Annotated in this window: 13 protein-coding genes and 1 pseudogene; 7 read left to right on the top strand and 7 right to left on the bottom strand. The window is 65.7% G+C overall.

The window, feature by feature from the left end; genetic code table 11:
• Nucleotides 1–124 precede the first annotated feature (124 nt).
• The 4 genes and pseudogenes from ACCQ03_RS14250 to trxA all read right to left on the bottom strand — a co-directional run bounded on the left by ACCQ03_RS14250 (nucleotide 125) and on the right by trxA (nucleotide 3,039).
• On the bottom strand, nucleotides 125–1,096 hold the full coding sequence (locus tag ACCQ03_RS14250) for an IS5 family transposase (RefSeq protein WP_150147813.1): 972 nt from the start codon (nucleotides 1,094–1,096) through the stop codon (nucleotides 125–127).
• A 62-nt stretch (nucleotides 1,097–1,158) separates the two neighbouring features.
• Nucleotides 1,159–1,379 (bottom strand): annotated as a pseudogene (locus ACCQ03_RS14245) (hypothetical protein); the annotation flags it as partial.
• Nucleotides 1,380–1,401: 22 nt separating this feature from the next.
• Nucleotides 1,402–1,851 carry a DUF4442 domain-containing protein gene (locus ACCQ03_RS14240; protein ID WP_209227879.1) on the bottom strand — a complete coding sequence of 150 codons (450 nt, stop codon included), beginning with the start codon at nucleotides 1,849–1,851 and terminating at the stop codon, nucleotides 1,402–1,404.
• Between the two features lie 330 nt (nucleotides 1,852–2,181).
• Nucleotides 2,182–3,039, bottom strand: coding sequence for a thioredoxin (gene trxA, locus ACCQ03_RS14235; protein ID WP_104625729.1), 858 nt, complete (start codon nucleotides 3,037–3,039; stop codon nucleotides 2,182–2,184).
• Between the two features lie 206 nt (nucleotides 3,040–3,245).
• On the opposite strand from trxA, the gene ACCQ03_RS14230 reads away from it, so the two are divergent.
• The 6 genes from ACCQ03_RS14230 to rsfS all read left to right on the top strand — a co-directional run bounded on the left by ACCQ03_RS14230 (nucleotide 3,246) and on the right by rsfS (nucleotide 10,158).
• Entirely contained in the window at nucleotides 3,246–3,863 is a 618-nt protein-coding gene (locus ACCQ03_RS14230; RefSeq protein WP_209227877.1) for a DUF998 domain-containing protein, read from the top strand.
• 67 nt (nucleotides 3,864–3,930) lie between these two features.
• The gene (gene leuS, locus ACCQ03_RS14225) at nucleotides 3,931–6,573 is read left to right on the top strand and encodes a leucine--tRNA ligase (protein WP_209227875.1); all 2,643 of its coding nucleotides are present in this window, start codon (nucleotides 3,931–3,933) and stop codon (nucleotides 6,571–6,573) included.
• A 553-nt stretch (nucleotides 6,574–7,126) separates the two neighbouring features.
• Entirely contained in the window at nucleotides 7,127–7,771 is a 645-nt protein-coding gene (locus ACCQ03_RS14220; protein ID WP_057685516.1) for an LPS-assembly lipoprotein LptE, read from the top strand.
• A gap of 22 nt (nucleotides 7,772–7,793) precedes the next feature.
• Nucleotides 7,794–8,822 carry a DNA polymerase III subunit delta gene (gene holA, locus ACCQ03_RS14215; protein WP_057677479.1) on the top strand — a complete coding sequence of 343 codons (1,029 nt, stop codon included), beginning with the start codon at nucleotides 7,794–7,796 and terminating at the stop codon, nucleotides 8,820–8,822.
• The gene (nadD, locus tag ACCQ03_RS14210; RefSeq protein WP_057677480.1) at nucleotides 8,819–9,688 is read left to right on the top strand and encodes a nicotinate-nucleotide adenylyltransferase; all 870 of its coding nucleotides are present in this window, start codon (nucleotides 8,819–8,821) and stop codon (nucleotides 9,686–9,688) included. The genes holA and nadD overlap by 4 nt, the downstream gene beginning before the upstream one ends.
• A gap of 56 nt (nucleotides 9,689–9,744) precedes the next feature.
• Nucleotides 9,745–10,158 (top strand): ribosome silencing factor, encoded by a 414-nt coding sequence (gene rsfS, locus ACCQ03_RS14205; protein ID WP_005912943.1) that lies wholly within the window; start codon nucleotides 9,745–9,747, stop codon nucleotides 10,156–10,158.
• A gap of 175 nt (nucleotides 10,159–10,333) precedes the next feature.
• Here rsfS and ACCQ03_RS14200 read toward each other — a convergent pair whose 3' ends face one another.
• Complete coding sequence (locus ACCQ03_RS14200; protein WP_057677481.1) at nucleotides 10,334–11,869, bottom strand: alkaline phosphatase PhoX; 1,536 nt, start codon at nucleotides 11,867–11,869, stop codon at nucleotides 10,334–10,336.
• Nucleotides 11,870–11,990: 121 nt separating this feature from the next.
• Here ACCQ03_RS14200 and rlmH point away from each other — a divergent pair, with 121 nt between their 5' ends.
• The gene (rlmH, locus tag ACCQ03_RS14195; RefSeq protein WP_039570316.1) at nucleotides 11,991–12,461 is read left to right on the top strand and encodes a 23S rRNA (pseudouridine(1915)-N(3))-methyltransferase RlmH; all 471 of its coding nucleotides are present in this window, start codon (nucleotides 11,991–11,993) and stop codon (nucleotides 12,459–12,461) included.
• Between the two features lie 78 nt (nucleotides 12,462–12,539).
• Here the strand turns inward: rlmH and ACCQ03_RS14190 are convergent, their stop codons facing one another.
• Both ACCQ03_RS14190 and ACCQ03_RS14185 read right to left on the bottom strand, forming a co-directional pair.
• Nucleotides 12,540–13,214, bottom strand: a complete 675-nt coding sequence (locus tag ACCQ03_RS14190) for an energy transducer TonB (protein WP_372359825.1) — start codon at nucleotides 13,212–13,214, stop codon at nucleotides 12,540–12,542.
• Nucleotides 13,215–13,525: 311 nt separating this feature from the next.
• Nucleotides 13,526–16,636 (bottom strand): TonB-dependent receptor domain-containing protein, encoded by a 3,111-nt coding sequence (locus ACCQ03_RS14185; RefSeq protein ID WP_209227871.1) that lies wholly within the window; start codon nucleotides 16,634–16,636, stop codon nucleotides 13,526–13,528.
• Nucleotides 16,637–16,662 lie beyond the last annotated feature (26 nt).

Genomic DNA, 16,662 nt, shown 5'->3' with positions numbered 1-16,662 from the left:
AAGGTCTGAACAACGCGATCGGAGGATGTGGTAAGCCATATCGGTCGCGGTGACCGCGCTCAGATCCTCGGTTTTTCGCCGTTTTTGGCGCTTTTTCGGGGTATCGTCCCGATTACGGGCGCACCTACCCCGCGGCGGTAATGAACTCTTTGCGCTTCAGCCACAGATTCGACAGCGCAAACAGCATCAGCATCTGTGCGGTGTTCTTCGCCAAACCGCGATAGCGCACCTTGACGTAGCCAAACTGGCGCTTGATCACCCGAAACGGGTGTTCCACCTTTGCACGCAGGCTGGCTTTTGTGTGCTCCCAGCGCTTGGCCAACTTCAGTTCGCGCTTGTTCTTAATCTGCTTCAGCTTCGAGGGCTTCTCCGCGATCAGGTAGCGCAGTTTGCGCTTGCGCTTCATCTCCTCGCGTTTCTCAAGCCCGGTGTAGCCGCTGTCCGCGCACAGCGTGTCCTCCTTGCCGTGCAGCAGCTTGTGCGCTTGTGTGATATCGGCCACGTTGGCCGCCGTGCACTCCACGTGGTGCACCAGCCCGGAGTCATCGTCCACCCCGATGTGCGCCTTCATCCCGAAGTAGTACTGGTTGCCCTTCTTGGTTTGGTGCATCTCCGGATCGCGCTCGCCATCCTTGTTCTTGGTCGAGCTGGGCGCAGCGATGATCGTGGCGTCCACGATCGTCCCGCCGCGCAAGCTCTGCCCCTTGCGCGACAGGTGCGCGTTGACCCGATTGAACAGCTTGCGCGCCAAATCGTGCTGCTCCAACAGATGGCGGAAGTTGAGAATCGTCGTCTCGTCCGGCACCTCATCCAGCCCGCCGATCTTGGCGAAACGGCGCATCGACACCGTGTCGTACAGCGCTTCTTCCGCCGATGGATCGCTCAGTGCATACCACTGCTGCAAAAAGTGGATGCGCAGCATGGTCTCCAGCCGATACGGCTGTCGCCCCGGCTGCCCCGACTTCGGGTAGTGCGGCTCGATCAGCGCCAGCAGGTCCTTCCACGGCACGACCTGGTCCATCTCGGCCAAGAACACCTCACGCCGCGTCCGCTTGCGCTTGCCGTTGTACTCCGCGTCGCCGAAGGTCAGCTGCATCGAAATCGTCTACTCGGGTCGTTGATCGATTGTGGCAGATCACGATGGATTGTTCAGAGTTTCCCTAGGAAGTTGCCGCCGATATAAAGGCGGTCGGCAGTAAGGCGTCGCTGCCCATTGCGTATGAAAGTTTCAGATCGTTTTTCGTTGGCGCGGTGCGGACGCCGCGGTTCCTGCTGCGGCGCCTGCAGCTGGTCGTGAGGGCATGCAGGTTTCGCGCCGGCATCATCCGTTGCGTGAGCGGCGAGGTGAGCGAAGCATGCATCGCCGCATCAGCTGGCATGGCAGCAGCACGGCCGTCATCCTCAGCGGGCCGGCTTGCGTTTGACGTAGAGCTGCTTGCGGACCTGTGCGACCACTTCGCCGTCGCGGTTGTAGACCGTGTTCTCGAACCAGTGCAGATGTTTCTCGCCGTTTGCGGTGGCCTCGCGCAATTGCGCCAGCACGCTGTCGTCGATGACGAAATCCGCCGTTACCGTGCCGCGCCCGGGCTTGACGAAGTCGATGCTGCCGGCCTTGTCCCACACGTAATAATCGCGGCCCAGATTCTGCATGGTCAGTAGCATCCAGAACGGGTCGGTCATCGCAAACAGGCTGCCGCCGAAATGGGTGCCGACATAGTTGCGATTCCACGGGCGCTGGCGCAGCTCCACCCGCGCAAAACGGTAGTCGGCCGAGAGCACGGTGACGTGGATGCCGGCGAACAAGAACGGCGGCCAAAGATTGATGCCTAACTTGAACAACGATGCGCGCATGCGGGCCTGTTTCCTTGGCGAGGGAAAGTGCCCAGCATAACATTCGCATGCGTATGGAGGCTTGCCGCATGCCGACATTGAGACGGTCGTGTTCGTACTGCGAGCCAGTCCAGGCGGTGGGTCATCTCCGCTTACGCAGTCGCATGGTGTGCATTGCCGCTTGGTGCACACCGGGCAAGAGCCCACCGTGGTGGTGCAGTTTTCGTAGGAGCGGACCTGGCCGCGACGGCGCGCTCTCCGCGAATACCTTATCGAGGACTGGCGAGTACCGCCTGGTCGCGGCCGGGTCCGCTCCTACGTGTCCGTGTGGCGCCGCAGCGCCACTGGCTGTCAGAACACCAGCGCCGACATCTTGCGACGATAGCGGCCGACCAGGTCTTCGTCCTCGATCACGCGGAAGGCATCGATCAGGCTACGGCGCGGCAGGTTGTCGTCGAAGCTGCGGTCCTGGCGCAGCATTTCCAGGAACTGCTCCAGCGCCGCTTCGTCGTTGCCGTCGAGCAGATGGCGCACGCCGAGCAGGTGGCGTGCGCGCAGGTCGGCGCCGTTGGCATCCACGGCGGCCTGCAAGGCGCCGGCGTCCGGGGCGTCCTTGAGGACGTTGGCAAAACTCAGCCGCGCCTTGGCGCGCACCGCGCGATCGTCGGTGGCCAGATTGGCGGGCAGGGCGTCGATCAACTGCTCGGCCTCGGTGGTGTCGCCGGTCTTGAGCAGCGCCAGCGCCAGGTCCAGCTTGAGTTCGTCCTTGTCCGGTTCGGCGGCGACCGCTTCACGCAGCGCCGCGGCTTGCGCCTGCGGGTCGAGCGGCGCCAGCGGCACATCTTCGGCCACCTGCGGCTCGGCCGGCAGCACGCCGTGCTGGGTCAGGAATTCGCGCACCTGGCCTTCCGGCATCGCGCCGGGGAAGCCGTCGACGATCTCGCCGCCCTTGACCAGGAACACCGTCGGCACCGAACGGATCTGGAACGCCGCGGCGATCTGCTGTTCCTTGTCCACGTCGACCTTGCCCAGCTCGAACGCACCGTTGTACTCGCCGGCCAGCTTTTCCAGGATTGGCGTCAGCGACTTGCAGGGGCCGCACCAGGTGGCCCAGAAGTCCACCAGGACCGGTGTGGTCAACGATTTCTGCAGGACTTCGGTCTCGAAGGTGTCGGTGGTGGCATCGAATACATGCGGCTTGTCGGACATGGGCTTCCAGAAGTTAAGTACGGCGACAGTGGGAGGTAATGGTGGCAAACGCGGCTGACACAAGCCTAGCGGCAATGACGCGCGCACGTGCCCGGGTCGGGCGCCTTCCGCATGGCCGTGTGAGCACCGGGGGTTCACGCCGCGCCCGACCGGCACGACAATGCCGCGTCCTGGCGGCGCTTCGCGCCCCGTGTTGGAGTAAGCCAATGGCAACCACCGAGCGCGCACAGCGCTACATGGGCCTGATCGCCGCAACGGTTTTCGTATTGGCGCTGGCCGGTTTCGGCGTCACGCTGCCGGGCTATCTGCAGGCCAGCCATCCGGTGGCGCTGTTGGGCGCGCAGGGCGTGCCGCATGCGCTGGGCTTCAATCTGGTCGCGTTCGTGCTGGTGGGCGCGCTGGGCATGGCCACCGGGGTGAGTCTGCTGGCGCGCATGCCGGCCAAGGCCAGCTGGAGTCTGCGCGTGGGCGGGCAGTTGATCGCGCTGGCCGGCCTGGCCTTTCTGGGCATGGGCATGTTGCCGCTGGACCCCACCGATCTGGATGGCCGCGCCAGCCAGGCCCATGCCACCGCCTGGTTGTTGTGGGCCGTGGCGTTCGTGCCGGGCATGTTGTTGATTGCCGCTGCGCTGCTCAACGATGCCGCAACCCGCACCCTGGCCTGGTTGAGCCTAGCGGCAGGATTGCTGGTGGCGGTGCTGGCGTTCGGGCCGCCCGGCCTGGTGCGCCAGGCCATTGCGCAACGGCTGGCGTTCCTGGCCTGGTTAGGCTGGCTGGCGGTGGCGGGCTGGATCTGGCCGCCGAAGTCGGTGGCGCTGCGGTAACGGTTTGGTCCACCTGCTGCACTGCGGTACCCTGTACCGCTTTGCACCGTCCGAGCATCCGCTCCCAATGTCCACCGTCGAACCGAACGTCTACGACCCGCAGCAGGTCGAAACCTCCGCCCAGCAATTCTGGGATGCCACCCGCGCCTTCCAGGTCGAGGAGAACTCGGAGAAACCCAAGTTCTATTGCCTGTCGATGCTGCCGTACCCGTCCGGTGCGCTGCACATGGGCCATGTGCGCAACTACACCATCTCCGACGTGGTCAGCCGCTACAAGCGCATGACCGGCCACAACGTGCTGCAGCCGATGGGCTGGGATGCGTTCGGGTTGCCGGCCGAAAACGCCGCCATCAAGAACAAGACCGCGCCGGCCAAGTGGACCTACGCCAACATCGAGCACATGCGCGCGCAGCTGAAATCGCTGGGCTACGCCATCGACTGGTCGCGCGAGTTCGCCACCTGCACGCCGGACTACTACGTGCACGAGCAGCGCATGTTCACCCGCTTGATGCGCAAGGGCCTGGCCTACCGCCGCAATGCGGTGGTGAACTGGGACCCGATCGACCAGACCGTGCTGGCCAACGAGCAGGTCATCGACGGCCGCGGCTGGCGCTCCGGCGCGCTGGTGGAAAAACGCGAGATCCCGCAGTGGTTCCTGCGCATCACCGATTACGCCCAGGAACTGCTGGACGGCCTGGACCAGCTGGACGGCTGGCCGGAGTCGGTCAAGACCATGCAGCGCAACTGGATCGGCCGTTCGGAAGGCCTGGAGATCCAGTTCGACGTGCGCGATACCGACGGCGCCGCACTGGACCCGCTGCGCGTGTTCACCACCCGCCCGGACACGCTGATGGGCGTGACCTTCGTGTCGATCGCCGCCGAGCACCCGCTGGCCTTGCACGCGGCCAAATCCAATCCGGAGCTGGCGCGCCTGTTGGAAGAGCTCAAGCACGGCGGCGTCTCCGAAGCCGAGCTGGAAACCCAGGAAAAACGCGGCATGGCCACCGGCCTGACCGCGGTCCACGCGATCAGCGGCGAGCAGGTGCCGGTGTGGGTGGCCAACTTCGTGCTGATGGGCTATGGCACCGGCGCGGTGATGGCAGTGCCTGGCCACGACCAGCGCGATTTCGAATTCGCCAACAAGTACGGCCTGCCGATCGTGCAGGTGGTCAAGCTGCGCGAGCCGCGCAACGAAGAAGAGCAGAGCTGGGACGCCACCCAGTGGCGCGACTGGTATACCGACAAGAGCCGCGAGCTGGAGCTGGTCAATTCGGCCGAGTTCGACGGGCTGGATTTCGGCGGCGCCTTCGAGGCGCTGGCCGAGCGCTTCGAGCGCAAGGGCCAGGGCCAGCGCCGGGTCAACTACCGCCTGCGCGACTGGGGCGTGAGCCGCCAGCGCTATTGGGGCTGCCCGATTCCGGTGATCTATTGCGCCAAGTGCGGCGCGGTTCCGGTGCCGGAAGACCAGCTGCCGGTGGTGCTGCCGGAGAACGTGGAATTTGTCGGCACCGGTTCGCCGATCAAGACCGACCCGAGCTGGCGCCAGACCACCTGCCCGGACTGCGGCGGCCCGGCCGAGCGCGAGACCGACACCTTCGACACCTTCATGGAGTCCAGCTGGTACGTGGCGCGCTACACCAGCCCCAATGCGCGCGACATGGTCGACCGCCGCGCCAACTACTGGATGCCGGCCGACCTGTACGTGGGCGGCATCGAGCACGCGATCCTGCACCTGATGTATTTCCGCTTCTATCACAAGCTCATGCGCGACGCGCGGCTGGTGGACAGCGACGAGCCGGTGACCAATCTGCTCACCCAGGGCATGGTCATCGCCGACACCTTCTATCGCGATGCCGACAATGGCGGCAAGGACTGGATCAACCCGGCCGACGTCGAAATCCAGCGCGACGAGCGCGGCCGCGTCACCGGTGCGGTGCTGATTGCCGACGGCCAGCCGGTACACATCGGCGGCACCGAGAAGATGTCCAAGTCCAAGAACAACGGCGTGGACCCGCAGTCGATGGTGGCCAAGTACGGCGCCGATACGGTGCGGCTGTTCTCGATGTTCGCCGCGCCGCCCGAGCAGTCGCTGGAGTGGAACGAAGCCGGCGTGGACGGCATGGCGCGCTTCATGCGCCGGCTGTGGGTGCAGGTACACAAGCATGTGGGCGAGGGCAGTGCAGCGGCGCTGGATGCCGCCAGCCTGAGCGCCGAACAGAAGGCGATCCGCCGCAAGACCCATGAAACCATCGGCAAGGTCAGCGACGATTATGGCCGCCGCCACAGCTTCAACACCGCCATTGCCGCGGTGATGGAACTGTCCAACGCGCTGGCCAAGTTCGACGATGCCAGCGAGCAGGGCCGCGCGGTGCGCCAGGAAGCGCTGGAGGCGATGGTGCTGTTGCTCAACCCGATCACTCCGCACGCCAGCCACGCGTTGTGGCAGGTCCTGGGTCGTGGCGAGACGCTGTTGGAAAACGTGGCGTTCCCGCAGGCCGATGCCAGCGCGCTGGTGCGCGATGCGTTGACGCTGGCCGTGCAGATCAACGGCAAGTTGCGCGGCACCATCGACGTCGCTGCCGATGCGACCCGCGAGCAGATCGAAGCACTGGCGCAGGCCGAGCCGAACGCCGCCAAGTTCCTCGAAGGCCTGAGCGTGCGCAAGATCATCATCGTGCCCGGCAAGATCGTGAACATCGTCGCGGGGTAAGCCGCGCTGATCCGGCCGGTGGCCTTCGCCGGCCCGGGCAGTGCGCCGGATCGGTGTAGCGACGCGGCGGTGGCGAGAGTGTTTCGGCGCGGTGAGGGCGCATCGGTGATATTGCCGGTGCAGCGACTGCACGCTGCACCGACGTGCGATGTGCGGTGTGCTGCTGCGACGGCTCTGGCGATGCACCGCATGGGCGCCGCGGCAACCAGGAAGGCGAGGGTGATCGGCGAGAAGTGCCAGGCGTCTGCGGCGTTCATTCCATCGGTGCATGACGATGCGCTGCCGGGTTTAGCAAGATCACTGCATCGGCGCGGGGCGTGGCTTAGTTGGGCACGGCTTTCGTTTTCGACATCGCATTCACTGGCGCGCACGATGCATTTATAGAGTTTTGGCCGTGGTTGCCGACGATTGGCTTCACCGGCGCGTGGCGACGCGTTTTTTCATTCCTGGGGCGCCGCAGTGTTTCGCGGTGTCCTCTCAAGCCCCGTTCACGCGGTCTCGGGCAGGCTAGCCGCCTGTTGCCGCCGCCGGGGCGCTCATCCAGACTGTGCCCATGATTCGATTCCCTACTGCCTTCGCTGCGTCCCTCGTGCTTGTCTCAAGCCTCACCGCCTGCGGCTTCCATTTGCGCAATTCGCTGGCGTTGCCGCCGGACACACCGGCGGTGAAGGTGCAGTCCGCCGTGCAGTACAGCGAGCTGGCCAAGCTGTTGCGGCGTGGTCTCAAGGCCTCCGGTGCCACGCTGGCAGATGAAGACGCCAAGACCGGCTTTGCGCAGGTGCAGGTGTTGTCCGAGCGTTGGGGCGACCTGCCGATCGCCATCGATAGCCAGGGCCGCGCCCAGGAATACAGCCTGCGCTACGCGGCCATTTTCACCGTCACCACTGCCAATGGCTCGGTGTTGGTGCCGCAGCAGGTGATCGAGCTGTCGCGCGACTACGTGTCGCCACCGGTGGACGCCACCGGTACGGCAACCGAGCGCGAAATCCTGGCCGACGAACTGCGCAAGGACATGTCGGCCTCGATCCTGCGTCGTATCGACAGCGTGGTGCGGGCACGCCTGCAGCGCGGCGAAGGTCTGGAAAGCACGCCGACCGCGCCATTGCCGCCGGCCCCGACGGCGCCAGCGCAGCCCACCACGACGCCCGAATCCAGCGTGCCGGCTTCGTTGCCGCCCGCGCCCACGTCGGGCAACTGAGCCGCGCCCCGCGTTTTCGGTGATGGAACTTCGCCCAGAGCAGCTGGCCGGCCAGTCCAGCCAGCCATTGCAGCCGGTGTATCTGATCGCCGGCCCGGAGACCTTGCGTGTGCTTGAGGCCGCCGACGCGGTGCGCGCGCGGGCGCGCGCCGAAGGCATCGGCGAACGCGAAGTGTTCGATGCCGATGGCCGCGAGTTCGACTGGAACCAGCTCGACGCCAGCTTCAATGCGCCCAGCCTGTTCAGTCCGCGCCGCCTGGTCGAAGTGCGCCTGCCCAGCGGCAAGCCCGGCAAGGACGGGGCCGAGGTCATCACCCGCTTCTGCGCCGACCCGCCGCCGGACGTGGTGCTGCTGATCACCGCCAACGACTGGAGCAAGGCGCACCACGGCAAGTGGGCGGAGGCGGTCGGTCGCATCGGCACCATCGCGGTGGCCTGGGCGATCAAGCCGCACGAACTGTCTGACTGGATCGAGCGCCGCCTGCGCGCGCACGGCCTGCGCGCCGACGCTGCTGCCGTGCAGCGCCTGAGCGAGCGGGTGGAAGGCAACCTGCTCGCCGCCGCACAGGAAATCGACAAGCTTGCCCTGTTGGCCGACGGCAAGACGCTGGATCTGGAGGCAATGGAATCGCTGGTGGCCGATGCCGCGCGCTACGACGTGTTCCGGCTGGCCGAAACCACGTTGTCCGGGCAGCCGGCCGCGGTGATCCGCATGCTTGCCGGCCTGCGCGGCGAAGGCGAGGCGGTCGCCGCGCTGATGCCGATCCTGATCAAGGAACTGCTGCGCACCGCCTCATTGGCGAAGGTGCAGGCCAACGGCGGCAACCTGGCCGCCGAAATGAAGGCGCAAGGGCTGTGGGAATCGCGCCAGGCGCCCTTCAAGCGCGCGCTGCAGCGTCACCCCGAACCGCGCCGCTGGGAACGCTTCGTCGCCGAAGCCGGGCAGGTCGATCGCATGGCCAAGGGCCGCGCCGACGGCGATGCCTGGGTTGGTCTGGAGCGCCTGCTGGTGGCCGTGGCCGAAGCCCGTGCGGTGAGATTGTTGGCGTGAGAGCTAGGGACGCCGGGGTCCGGGACCGGGGACCGGGGAGCCTGGAAGGGCACGGTGACCGGCAGCGAGCCCATTCCGACCAGCTTGCGCAGGCCAGCCCTGCAATCAGCTCTTCCGGATCGCAGGAACAGCAACACTCCCATCCCGACCACTTGGCGGACCCTGGCTCTTCCGATTCCCGAATCCCCAATCCCGATTCCCAGCTCCATCTTTATTACGGCGGCACCTTCGACCCGATCCACCTGGGCCATCTGGCCATCGCCTGTGAGGCGCGCGACGAACTGGGCGCATGCGTGCAACTGGTGCCGGCCGCCGACCCGCCGCATCGTCCTGCACCCGGCGCCACCGCCGCGCAGCGTGCGCAGATGCTGCAACTGGCGCTGGCCGACTATCCAGGCCTGCAACTGGATACCCGCGAACTGCAGCGCGCCGCGCAGTGCGATGCGCCGTCCTACACGGTCGATACCTTGCGCGAGCTGCGCGCCGAACTCGGCCCTGCAGCGCCGATCGCCTGGTTGCTCGGCGCCGATGCCTTCGTCGGGCTGCACCACTGGCATCAGTGGGAGGCGTTGTTCGGCTTGGCGCATTTCGTGGTTGCCGCCAGACCGGGCACGGCCTTGGCGCTGGCCGACGCCCCGCAGCTGGCCGCGGCGGTGCAGGGCCGCTGGGTCGCTGGCGCGGACGCGCTGGTCGGCGCGCCGGCGGGCTGCCTGTATCTGCTGCATCAGCCACTGCGCGGCGAATCGGCCAGCGCGGTGCGCTCACGCATCGCCACCGGCGCGCACTGGCAGAGTCTGGTGCCGCCCCCGGTGGCCGGAATGATCCAGCGCGAAGGCCTGTACCGTCGCGTCCGCCCGGCTACCTGAACACGCGTCCGCACGGACCGGCCTATAATTCACGCCAATTCCATCGAGTTGCCGCTTTGACCAGCCAAGCCCAAGTCATCAAGACCTCCCTTCCGAACCCGCCGCCGTCCGTGCCGGCCCTGTTGGCTACCGTGCGCGAGGCTGTCGAAGAACTCAAGGCCAAGGACGTGGTCGAGATCGATGTGCGCGGCAAGTCCAGCGTCTGCGACTACATGGTGGTGGTCTCCGGCACCTCGACCCGCCACGTCAAATCGATCGCCGACGAAGTGGTCAAGTTCGCCAAGCGTCTAGACGTGATGCCGCTGGGCGTGGAAGGCGAGCGCGAAGCCGAATGGGTGCTGGTCGACCTGGGCGATGTGGTGGTGCATGTGATGCTGCCGCGCGTGCGCGAGTTCTATGCGCTGGAGCGTCTGTGGACCGTGGGCGATCAACGCCCGTCCGACGAAGACGAGTCCGACGAACTGCGCTGAGTCTGCGCATCGCGTCGTCGACGTGACAGGACGAACGAACGGCGCCCTTGGGCGCCGTTCGTGTTTGGACGAACCAGCGCGCAAGCCTCGATCGGCGCTGCGCAACTCCGGGCGAGCCGCTGCCCGGCCGGTGCGCAGCAGCGGCTCGTCCGCCGGTGCCTGCCTGCCGCCGCGCTTACAGCGGTCCGCGTTCCCACGGCCCGGTGATGGCCAGGGTGATGCCCGGCGTCTGGATGTTGACGAACAAGGTACGCGCCAACGGGTCCCAGCACGCGCCGCAGAACTCGGTGTCGCGGTAGTCGCCCTCGGCGATCGTCTTGCCGGCATCGGCGATCTGCTGCGAGGTCAGCTGCACATTGTTCTTGGCCAGATAGAACGACTCGCCGTTGCGCGTCAGGCCGAGCAGACGCGCGCCAGGGCCGTATGCGTCCGGGCTTTCGCCGCCGTCTTCGCACAACACCACGCCGCCGCGCGCACTCACCGTCACGTTGTCCGGGTTGTGCGCGGCCAGCTGATCGCCGCTGACGAAAAGCGCGCTCAGGCGTTGGGTAAACAGGTCCAGCACCCACACCGCACCGTTGCCGTAACCACGGCGCCCCTGCGCATCCACGCCGGTGCTGGTGTCGACGATGAACATCTTGCCGTAGCTGTACCAGATGCCTTCGCCGCGGCTCATGCGCAGCGCGCCATCGGCCCAGGCTTGTGCGAACGGACCGCTCAGTGTGTCGTTGGCGCCGATATCGGCAAAGCCGGTTGGGGCGGCGATGCTGTCCAGGTCGGGCTCGGAGATATCCACCCATTCCAGCTGGAATTGCTGGCCGATGCTGACCACGGTGAGGTCGGCATTACGGCGCCCGCGCACCCGCGCGGCTTGCAATCGCCCTCCGTTTTCCAGCGAGCCGTTGCGGCCACGGCGGTCGTTGGGGATGAAGCGATACAGGCCGGCCTTGTTGCGGTCGTCCTCGGTGAGATAGACGATACCGGTGCGCGGGTCGATCGCCACCGCTTCATGGCTGAAACGGCCCAGGCCCACCAGCGGACGGCCGGTGGTGCGGTGGCTGTCCGGGTCCACCTCGAACACATAGCCATGCTTGCGGCCGGTGCTGGAGACCGCATTGGTCTTGATCTCTTCGCAGCTCAGCCAGGTGCCCCAGGGCGTGGGGCCACCGGCGCAGTTGACCAGGGTGCCGCCCAGGCTGGGCTCCAGGCTGCCCCAGCCGCGCCGGCCGTAGCTGAGCGTGGTGGTGCCGCCGCCGGCCTGCTGGGTGCCGCTGACGATGCCGGTGTCGTACATCGCCGGGGCGCGAAACGGGCTGCCTGCGCCGCGTTCGTGGTTGCGGATCAACACGTATTCCAGGCCGCGCAGCGGATCGCTACCGGGGCGCCAGTCGGGTCGGCGCAGGCCGACCACAGCCATGCCGTCATGCCGGTCGGGGCAGGGTTGGCCGTCGTCCATGCGGTCGCCGCTCCAGCCGAACGAGCGGTAGCTGAAGCCCTGAGGCAGCTGCAGCAGCGGCAAACCGGTGCTCTGGTCGGGGACCGGGGCGAGTGGGCCGTACCGGCTCGGGACCGGCGCAAGTTGCGTGGTAGGCGAGGTGGCGGCCTGGGCCTGGCGCGACTGCAGCGCACTCAAGCTGCCAAGGGCGCCGGCGGCCATGACGGCAGCACTGCCCTTGAGAACCTGGCGGCGGGCGGGATCGAAAATCGGCATCGAACGACTCCTGCGTGGCTGGGTGGTCGGGCGACACTAATTGCCGGCTGTAACCACACCATGACACGCAGTGACAAATCGCCGTGGGCTGCCCGGGCTGTGACGCGGATATCATGTGGCGATGAAATGCCGACTCATCGCCACCGGCGAGCGCGCACCGAGCTGGGTGGCGCAAGGTTTTGCCGAATACCAGAAACGTCTCTCGCACTGGATGCCGCTGGAGCTGGTCGAGATCGAGCCCGGCCTGCGCGGCAAGGGCCGCGACGCGCAGCGCGCGACCGACGACGAGGGCCGTCGCGTGCTCGCCGCGCTGCCGAAAAACGCCTACGTGGTGGCGCTCGATGTCCCGGGGCGCCCGCTCAGTTCCGAACAGCTCGCCCAGCGCATGGAGCATTGGCGCGGACAGGGCCGCGACCTGGCGTTTCTCATCGGCGGGCCGGAAGGCCACGCGGCAGAGGTGCTGAGAAGTGCCAGCGAAAGCTGGTCGATCGGGCCGCTGACCCTGCCGCACATGCTGGTGCGCCTGATTGTCGCCGAGCAGCTGTATCGCGCCGCGGCGATGCTGGCCAACCATCCCTATCACCGCGCATAAACGCGGCTAACGAAACGTGTGTGCCGAGCCATATCGATGCGGCGGCTGCGATTGCAGGCCGCCGCATCCGCTCGCCGCTCAATTGAGCGAGAAGCTCACCGGCACCAGGCCATAGGCCTGCACGGCCTGGCCGTTCTGCATCGCCGGCTGGAAGCGCCAGTTGCGCAGCACCTGGCTGCGCGCGGCCAGGTCGAGCATGCGATGACCACTGCTGGTCTGCACGCTCACTTCGGCCGGACGTCCATCGGTGCCAACCAGTACGCGCAGCAGTACCGTGCCTTGCTGGCCTGCACGCAATGCGGCCGCCGGATAGCTCGGCGCGGGCGAACTCAGATACTGCAGTTGACCTGCTTCGACCGGGCCGCTGGGAGCGGTGGTTGGCGGCGCGCTGTCTGCAACAACGTCGGAGGCCGTTGCGGCAACGGCAGACGGTGCGCTGTCGACAACGGAGGTTTCACTGATCAGCGGGGCCTGCACCGTTACCGGCAGCGGCATGGTCGGTGAATGCGTTTTCGGCGTGAACTTTACTTCGACGGGGAACACCCGCGGTGGCGGCGGTGTCGGGATGCTGACCGGCATGAGCCAGCGTTCCTTTGGCGCGGTCTGCTGCGGAATGGCCCGGTGCGAGAGCGGAATCAACAACAACCCGCCCGCCAGTAGGTGCAATGCCACGGCCGTGCTCATCGCCAGGACGCGCGAGGGGTCGATGCCAAGGGGTCGGGAAGAAACCTGCGATTGCGTGCGAACCATCATCCACCTCCAGAACGGAACTGCGGAAAGGACCAGCGCGACCCGGACGCACAACACCATCCGGTGGCGTAGGTTTACCGCAGCGGTGGCGACCGCACAAGCGCCATGCAAATGTGCGTGGTGGCACCCAGCCGTCGACGCGGCACGCGTGATGCTCATGGTGCTTGGGGACACGTTGCGGCTCACGCGTGTCCGCTTGGGTCAATCGCGGCACTCATCCGCGCAAACAAAACGCCCAGCCGAAGCTGGGCGTGGATCGAAGAAAAGCCCAGCCCTTCGCAGGGCTGGGGAAGCGACGCTGACGGGAGAGTGCGTCAGTAGTCGTACGACACGGACAGCACCGCGTAGCGCGGCTGGGTGAAATAGACCCCCATGCCGTAGGTGTTGGACAGGGTGTAGGGGCTGTCTTCCCAGGTGGAGTCCACTTGCAGCGGCTTGCGTTCGTTGAAGATGTTGAAGCCCTGCAGGGTGACGGCCAGTTTCTTGTCGGCAAATGCCGGGCGGTAGGTCAGGCCCAGGTCGACGATCTTGGTCCACGGCAACCGGCCAGCATCGCCCGGACGCGACGGTTGGCCATTGCAGGTGTGGTACAAAGAACCATAGCCCACCGGATCGCAGGCATCGGAATCTTCGCTGATGCCGTTGATGCTCACATATCCCAGGCAGGATTTCGGGGTGCCCGACAGGATGCGGACATTGCCCGCGATCAGCCATTCCGGTGCGATCTGGTATGAGCCGTAAAGCTTGATCTGGTGGCGGCGATCGTTGGCCAGGTAGCCGCCCGAGTACCACATCAGCGCAGCAGCATCCCAGTCCTGGGTCTTGGACACATCGGTCTGCCCGATATCCGATTTCACCTGGCCCTCGGTATTGCCGAAGTTGCGCGACCAGGTGTAATCGATACGGCCTTCCCACTTACCGTCGAATGGATGCTGCAGGAACAGGTCCACTGCCAGGTACGTGCGCTTGGCCTTCTTGTCGAAGCCCCAGTCCGTCGGCGACATCGTCACCGAGGTGCGACCCGAGCCATCGAGATTGGCGAGGCTGAAGGAATTGGTTTCGCCGGGATTGAAGATGATGCAGCCAGGCACATTGACGGTGCTCGGGTCGACGCCCGATGCCGTCAACTTTGTCCGCATGCGGTCCGCATCGCAGACGTCGTCGATGGTGGCGCCGAGCGTGCGATAGGTGGCCTTGGCGCCGGTGACCCAACTCTCGCCCAAGGTCTTGTCGAAGCCGAGCATGAACTCATCCTGGTACATCGACTTCAGGTCGGTGGCGGCGATGCCGGCGGCATCCGGTGCCTGGCCGCATTCCAGGTTGGACGACACGATGTTGCCCGAACAGGAGAACCCGGCGGATGGATCCACTGAGACCGGCGTCAGCCCGGTCGGGTTGCCTTGCGCATCGATGCCGGCGTAGGTGAAGTATTCGCGCGTGAAAGTGGACGGCGACGCGCCACGGATGGCCACGCTGTTGGGCAGCGCCAGATAATAGCGACCGGCGTTGCCGTAGACCTTCAGCGACGAGTCGCCGAACACATCCCAGCTAAGTCCCAGGCGCGGCGCCCACTGATCGCCGCTGGTCACGTAAGCCTCACCCAGATCATTGAAGTTGGTGAACTTGTCGTTGCGAAGACCCAATGTCAGCAGCAGCTTGTCGTTGACTTGCCACTTGTCTTCGAGGAAGTAAGCCTTCTGCGCGACTGACATGCTGGTCGCCGTATTGAATACCGAGCGATAGACGTAGTAGCCGTTGCCACCGGCCGGACCCACGCCCAGTGCAGCGCTGATGGGCGAGGTGGGGCGGGAGGAGCGGCCATAGATCCAGCGGTAGCCCGGACCCGTGGTGATGACACCTTCGTTGTCGGCATTGAAATACATGTTGTCCACACCTTCGGTCAGAGTGTGGCTGCCCAGCACGTATTCCAGATCGATGCGCAGGCCGCGCGTCTTGTTTTCGCCGTCGCGTGCCTGGCTGGAGGTCTGGTTGTTGCGGATCTCGCTGCCCCCGGTGATAGCCGGGTCCTGCAGATTGGTGTTGGTCAGTAGCGGTGCGGTGCTGGGGTTGTTGCGGAAGTCGGTCTGGCGACTCTTGCCATAAGTGGCGCTCAGAGTCAGATCGTCGGTGATATAGCTGGTGTACTTGCCGATGTAGTAACGGTCGTTGACCTTGACCGTATCGGCGAATGCGCCGTTGGCGTCGCTGACAACGTCTGGGTATCCGTTGAAATCGGTATAAGCACCGCCTTCGCGATAATTGTTCTTGACGCCGGTCAGTTCGAGGATATTGCTGTCGTTGATGTTCCAGTCGATTTTGGCGTAGACCTTCGGCTCATCAATGCGATAGTTGTTGCGGCCGATGACCGGGTCGTCTCGGCGTGCAGTGGAAACACCTTCGGTGCGTTCCTGCTCTGCGGCAACGAAAACGAACAAGCGGTCTTCGACCAGCGGGCCGCCGGCATAGACGCTGTAGACCGTGTTCCAGAAGGTGTCGTCCTTTCGGCTGCGGTAAAGCGTGCCGGGCAGGCTTTCATCGCTGTACTCATAGCCGGCAGGCGGTGCGGCATCAGGGTAGAAGACGTTTTTGTAGTCGCTGGAGAGCGACTTCGGACGCCACAATGCCTGCGCGCCAAAATGCCACTCGTTGGTGCCGCGCTTGCCGACCTGGCTGAGCACGCCGCCGGCCGAGCGGCCGTAGCGGGCGCTATAGCCGCCGGTATAGGTCTCTTGTTGGTCGATGGCGCCGTAGGGCAGGGTGACGCCGCCAATGTTGGTCAGCGGATTGGAGCTGAGATAGCCGTTGAGGTAGTAGGCGTTCTCGGTGACGCCGGCGCCGCCGAAGGAAATGGCGTTGCCGAAATAGCCGCTGCCCTGTACCGCGCCAGGCGACAACAACGCGATCGCTTCGCCCGAGCGTGCCAGCGGCAAGCGCTGCAGTTGCTCGGCCGTAATGACGGTACGTGAAGCAGTGGCAGAGACGTCCACCGGCGAAATATTTTTGCCGGTCACCGTGATGGTGCCCAGGGTGGCAGTGTCGTCGGACGCACTGCTGCTGCCGAAGGACACATCGGTACCGGCGCCAACGCGCAATTCGATGTTCTTGCGGGTTTCGGCGGCCTGGCCTTCGCGTTGCAGCGTGACGGTGTAAGTGCCGACCGGAAGGTTGCCGATGGCATAACGGCCATTGGCATCGACCGTTGCCGTGCGCGTCAGACCGGTATCGCTCTGCGCGGTGACCGTTGCACCTGCACTGGCCGGCGCGCTTCCGTAGATGCCGGCAGTGGTACTTTGCGCGGCTGCAGTGCCGGTGGCAAGCATGCCGACGGCACCGCTCAGGGCAAGCGCAAGCATGCTGATGCGGCCATAGCGCGCAGGCGAGGTGGAGCGGAACGAGCGGCGTTGCCGCACGGCGTGGCTGGTCATCTCTATCGCTCTCCGGATGAGCGCCG

Source organism: Xanthomonas sp. NCPPB 3569, assembly GCF_041475645.2.
In the GTDB taxonomy this organism is placed as follows: domain Bacteria; phylum Pseudomonadota; class Gammaproteobacteria; order Xanthomonadales; family Xanthomonadaceae; genus Xanthomonas; species Xanthomonas phaseoli.
The sequence above is the reverse complement of the archived record's forward strand: the minus strand, read 5'-3'. Positions and strand labels throughout refer to the sequence as shown.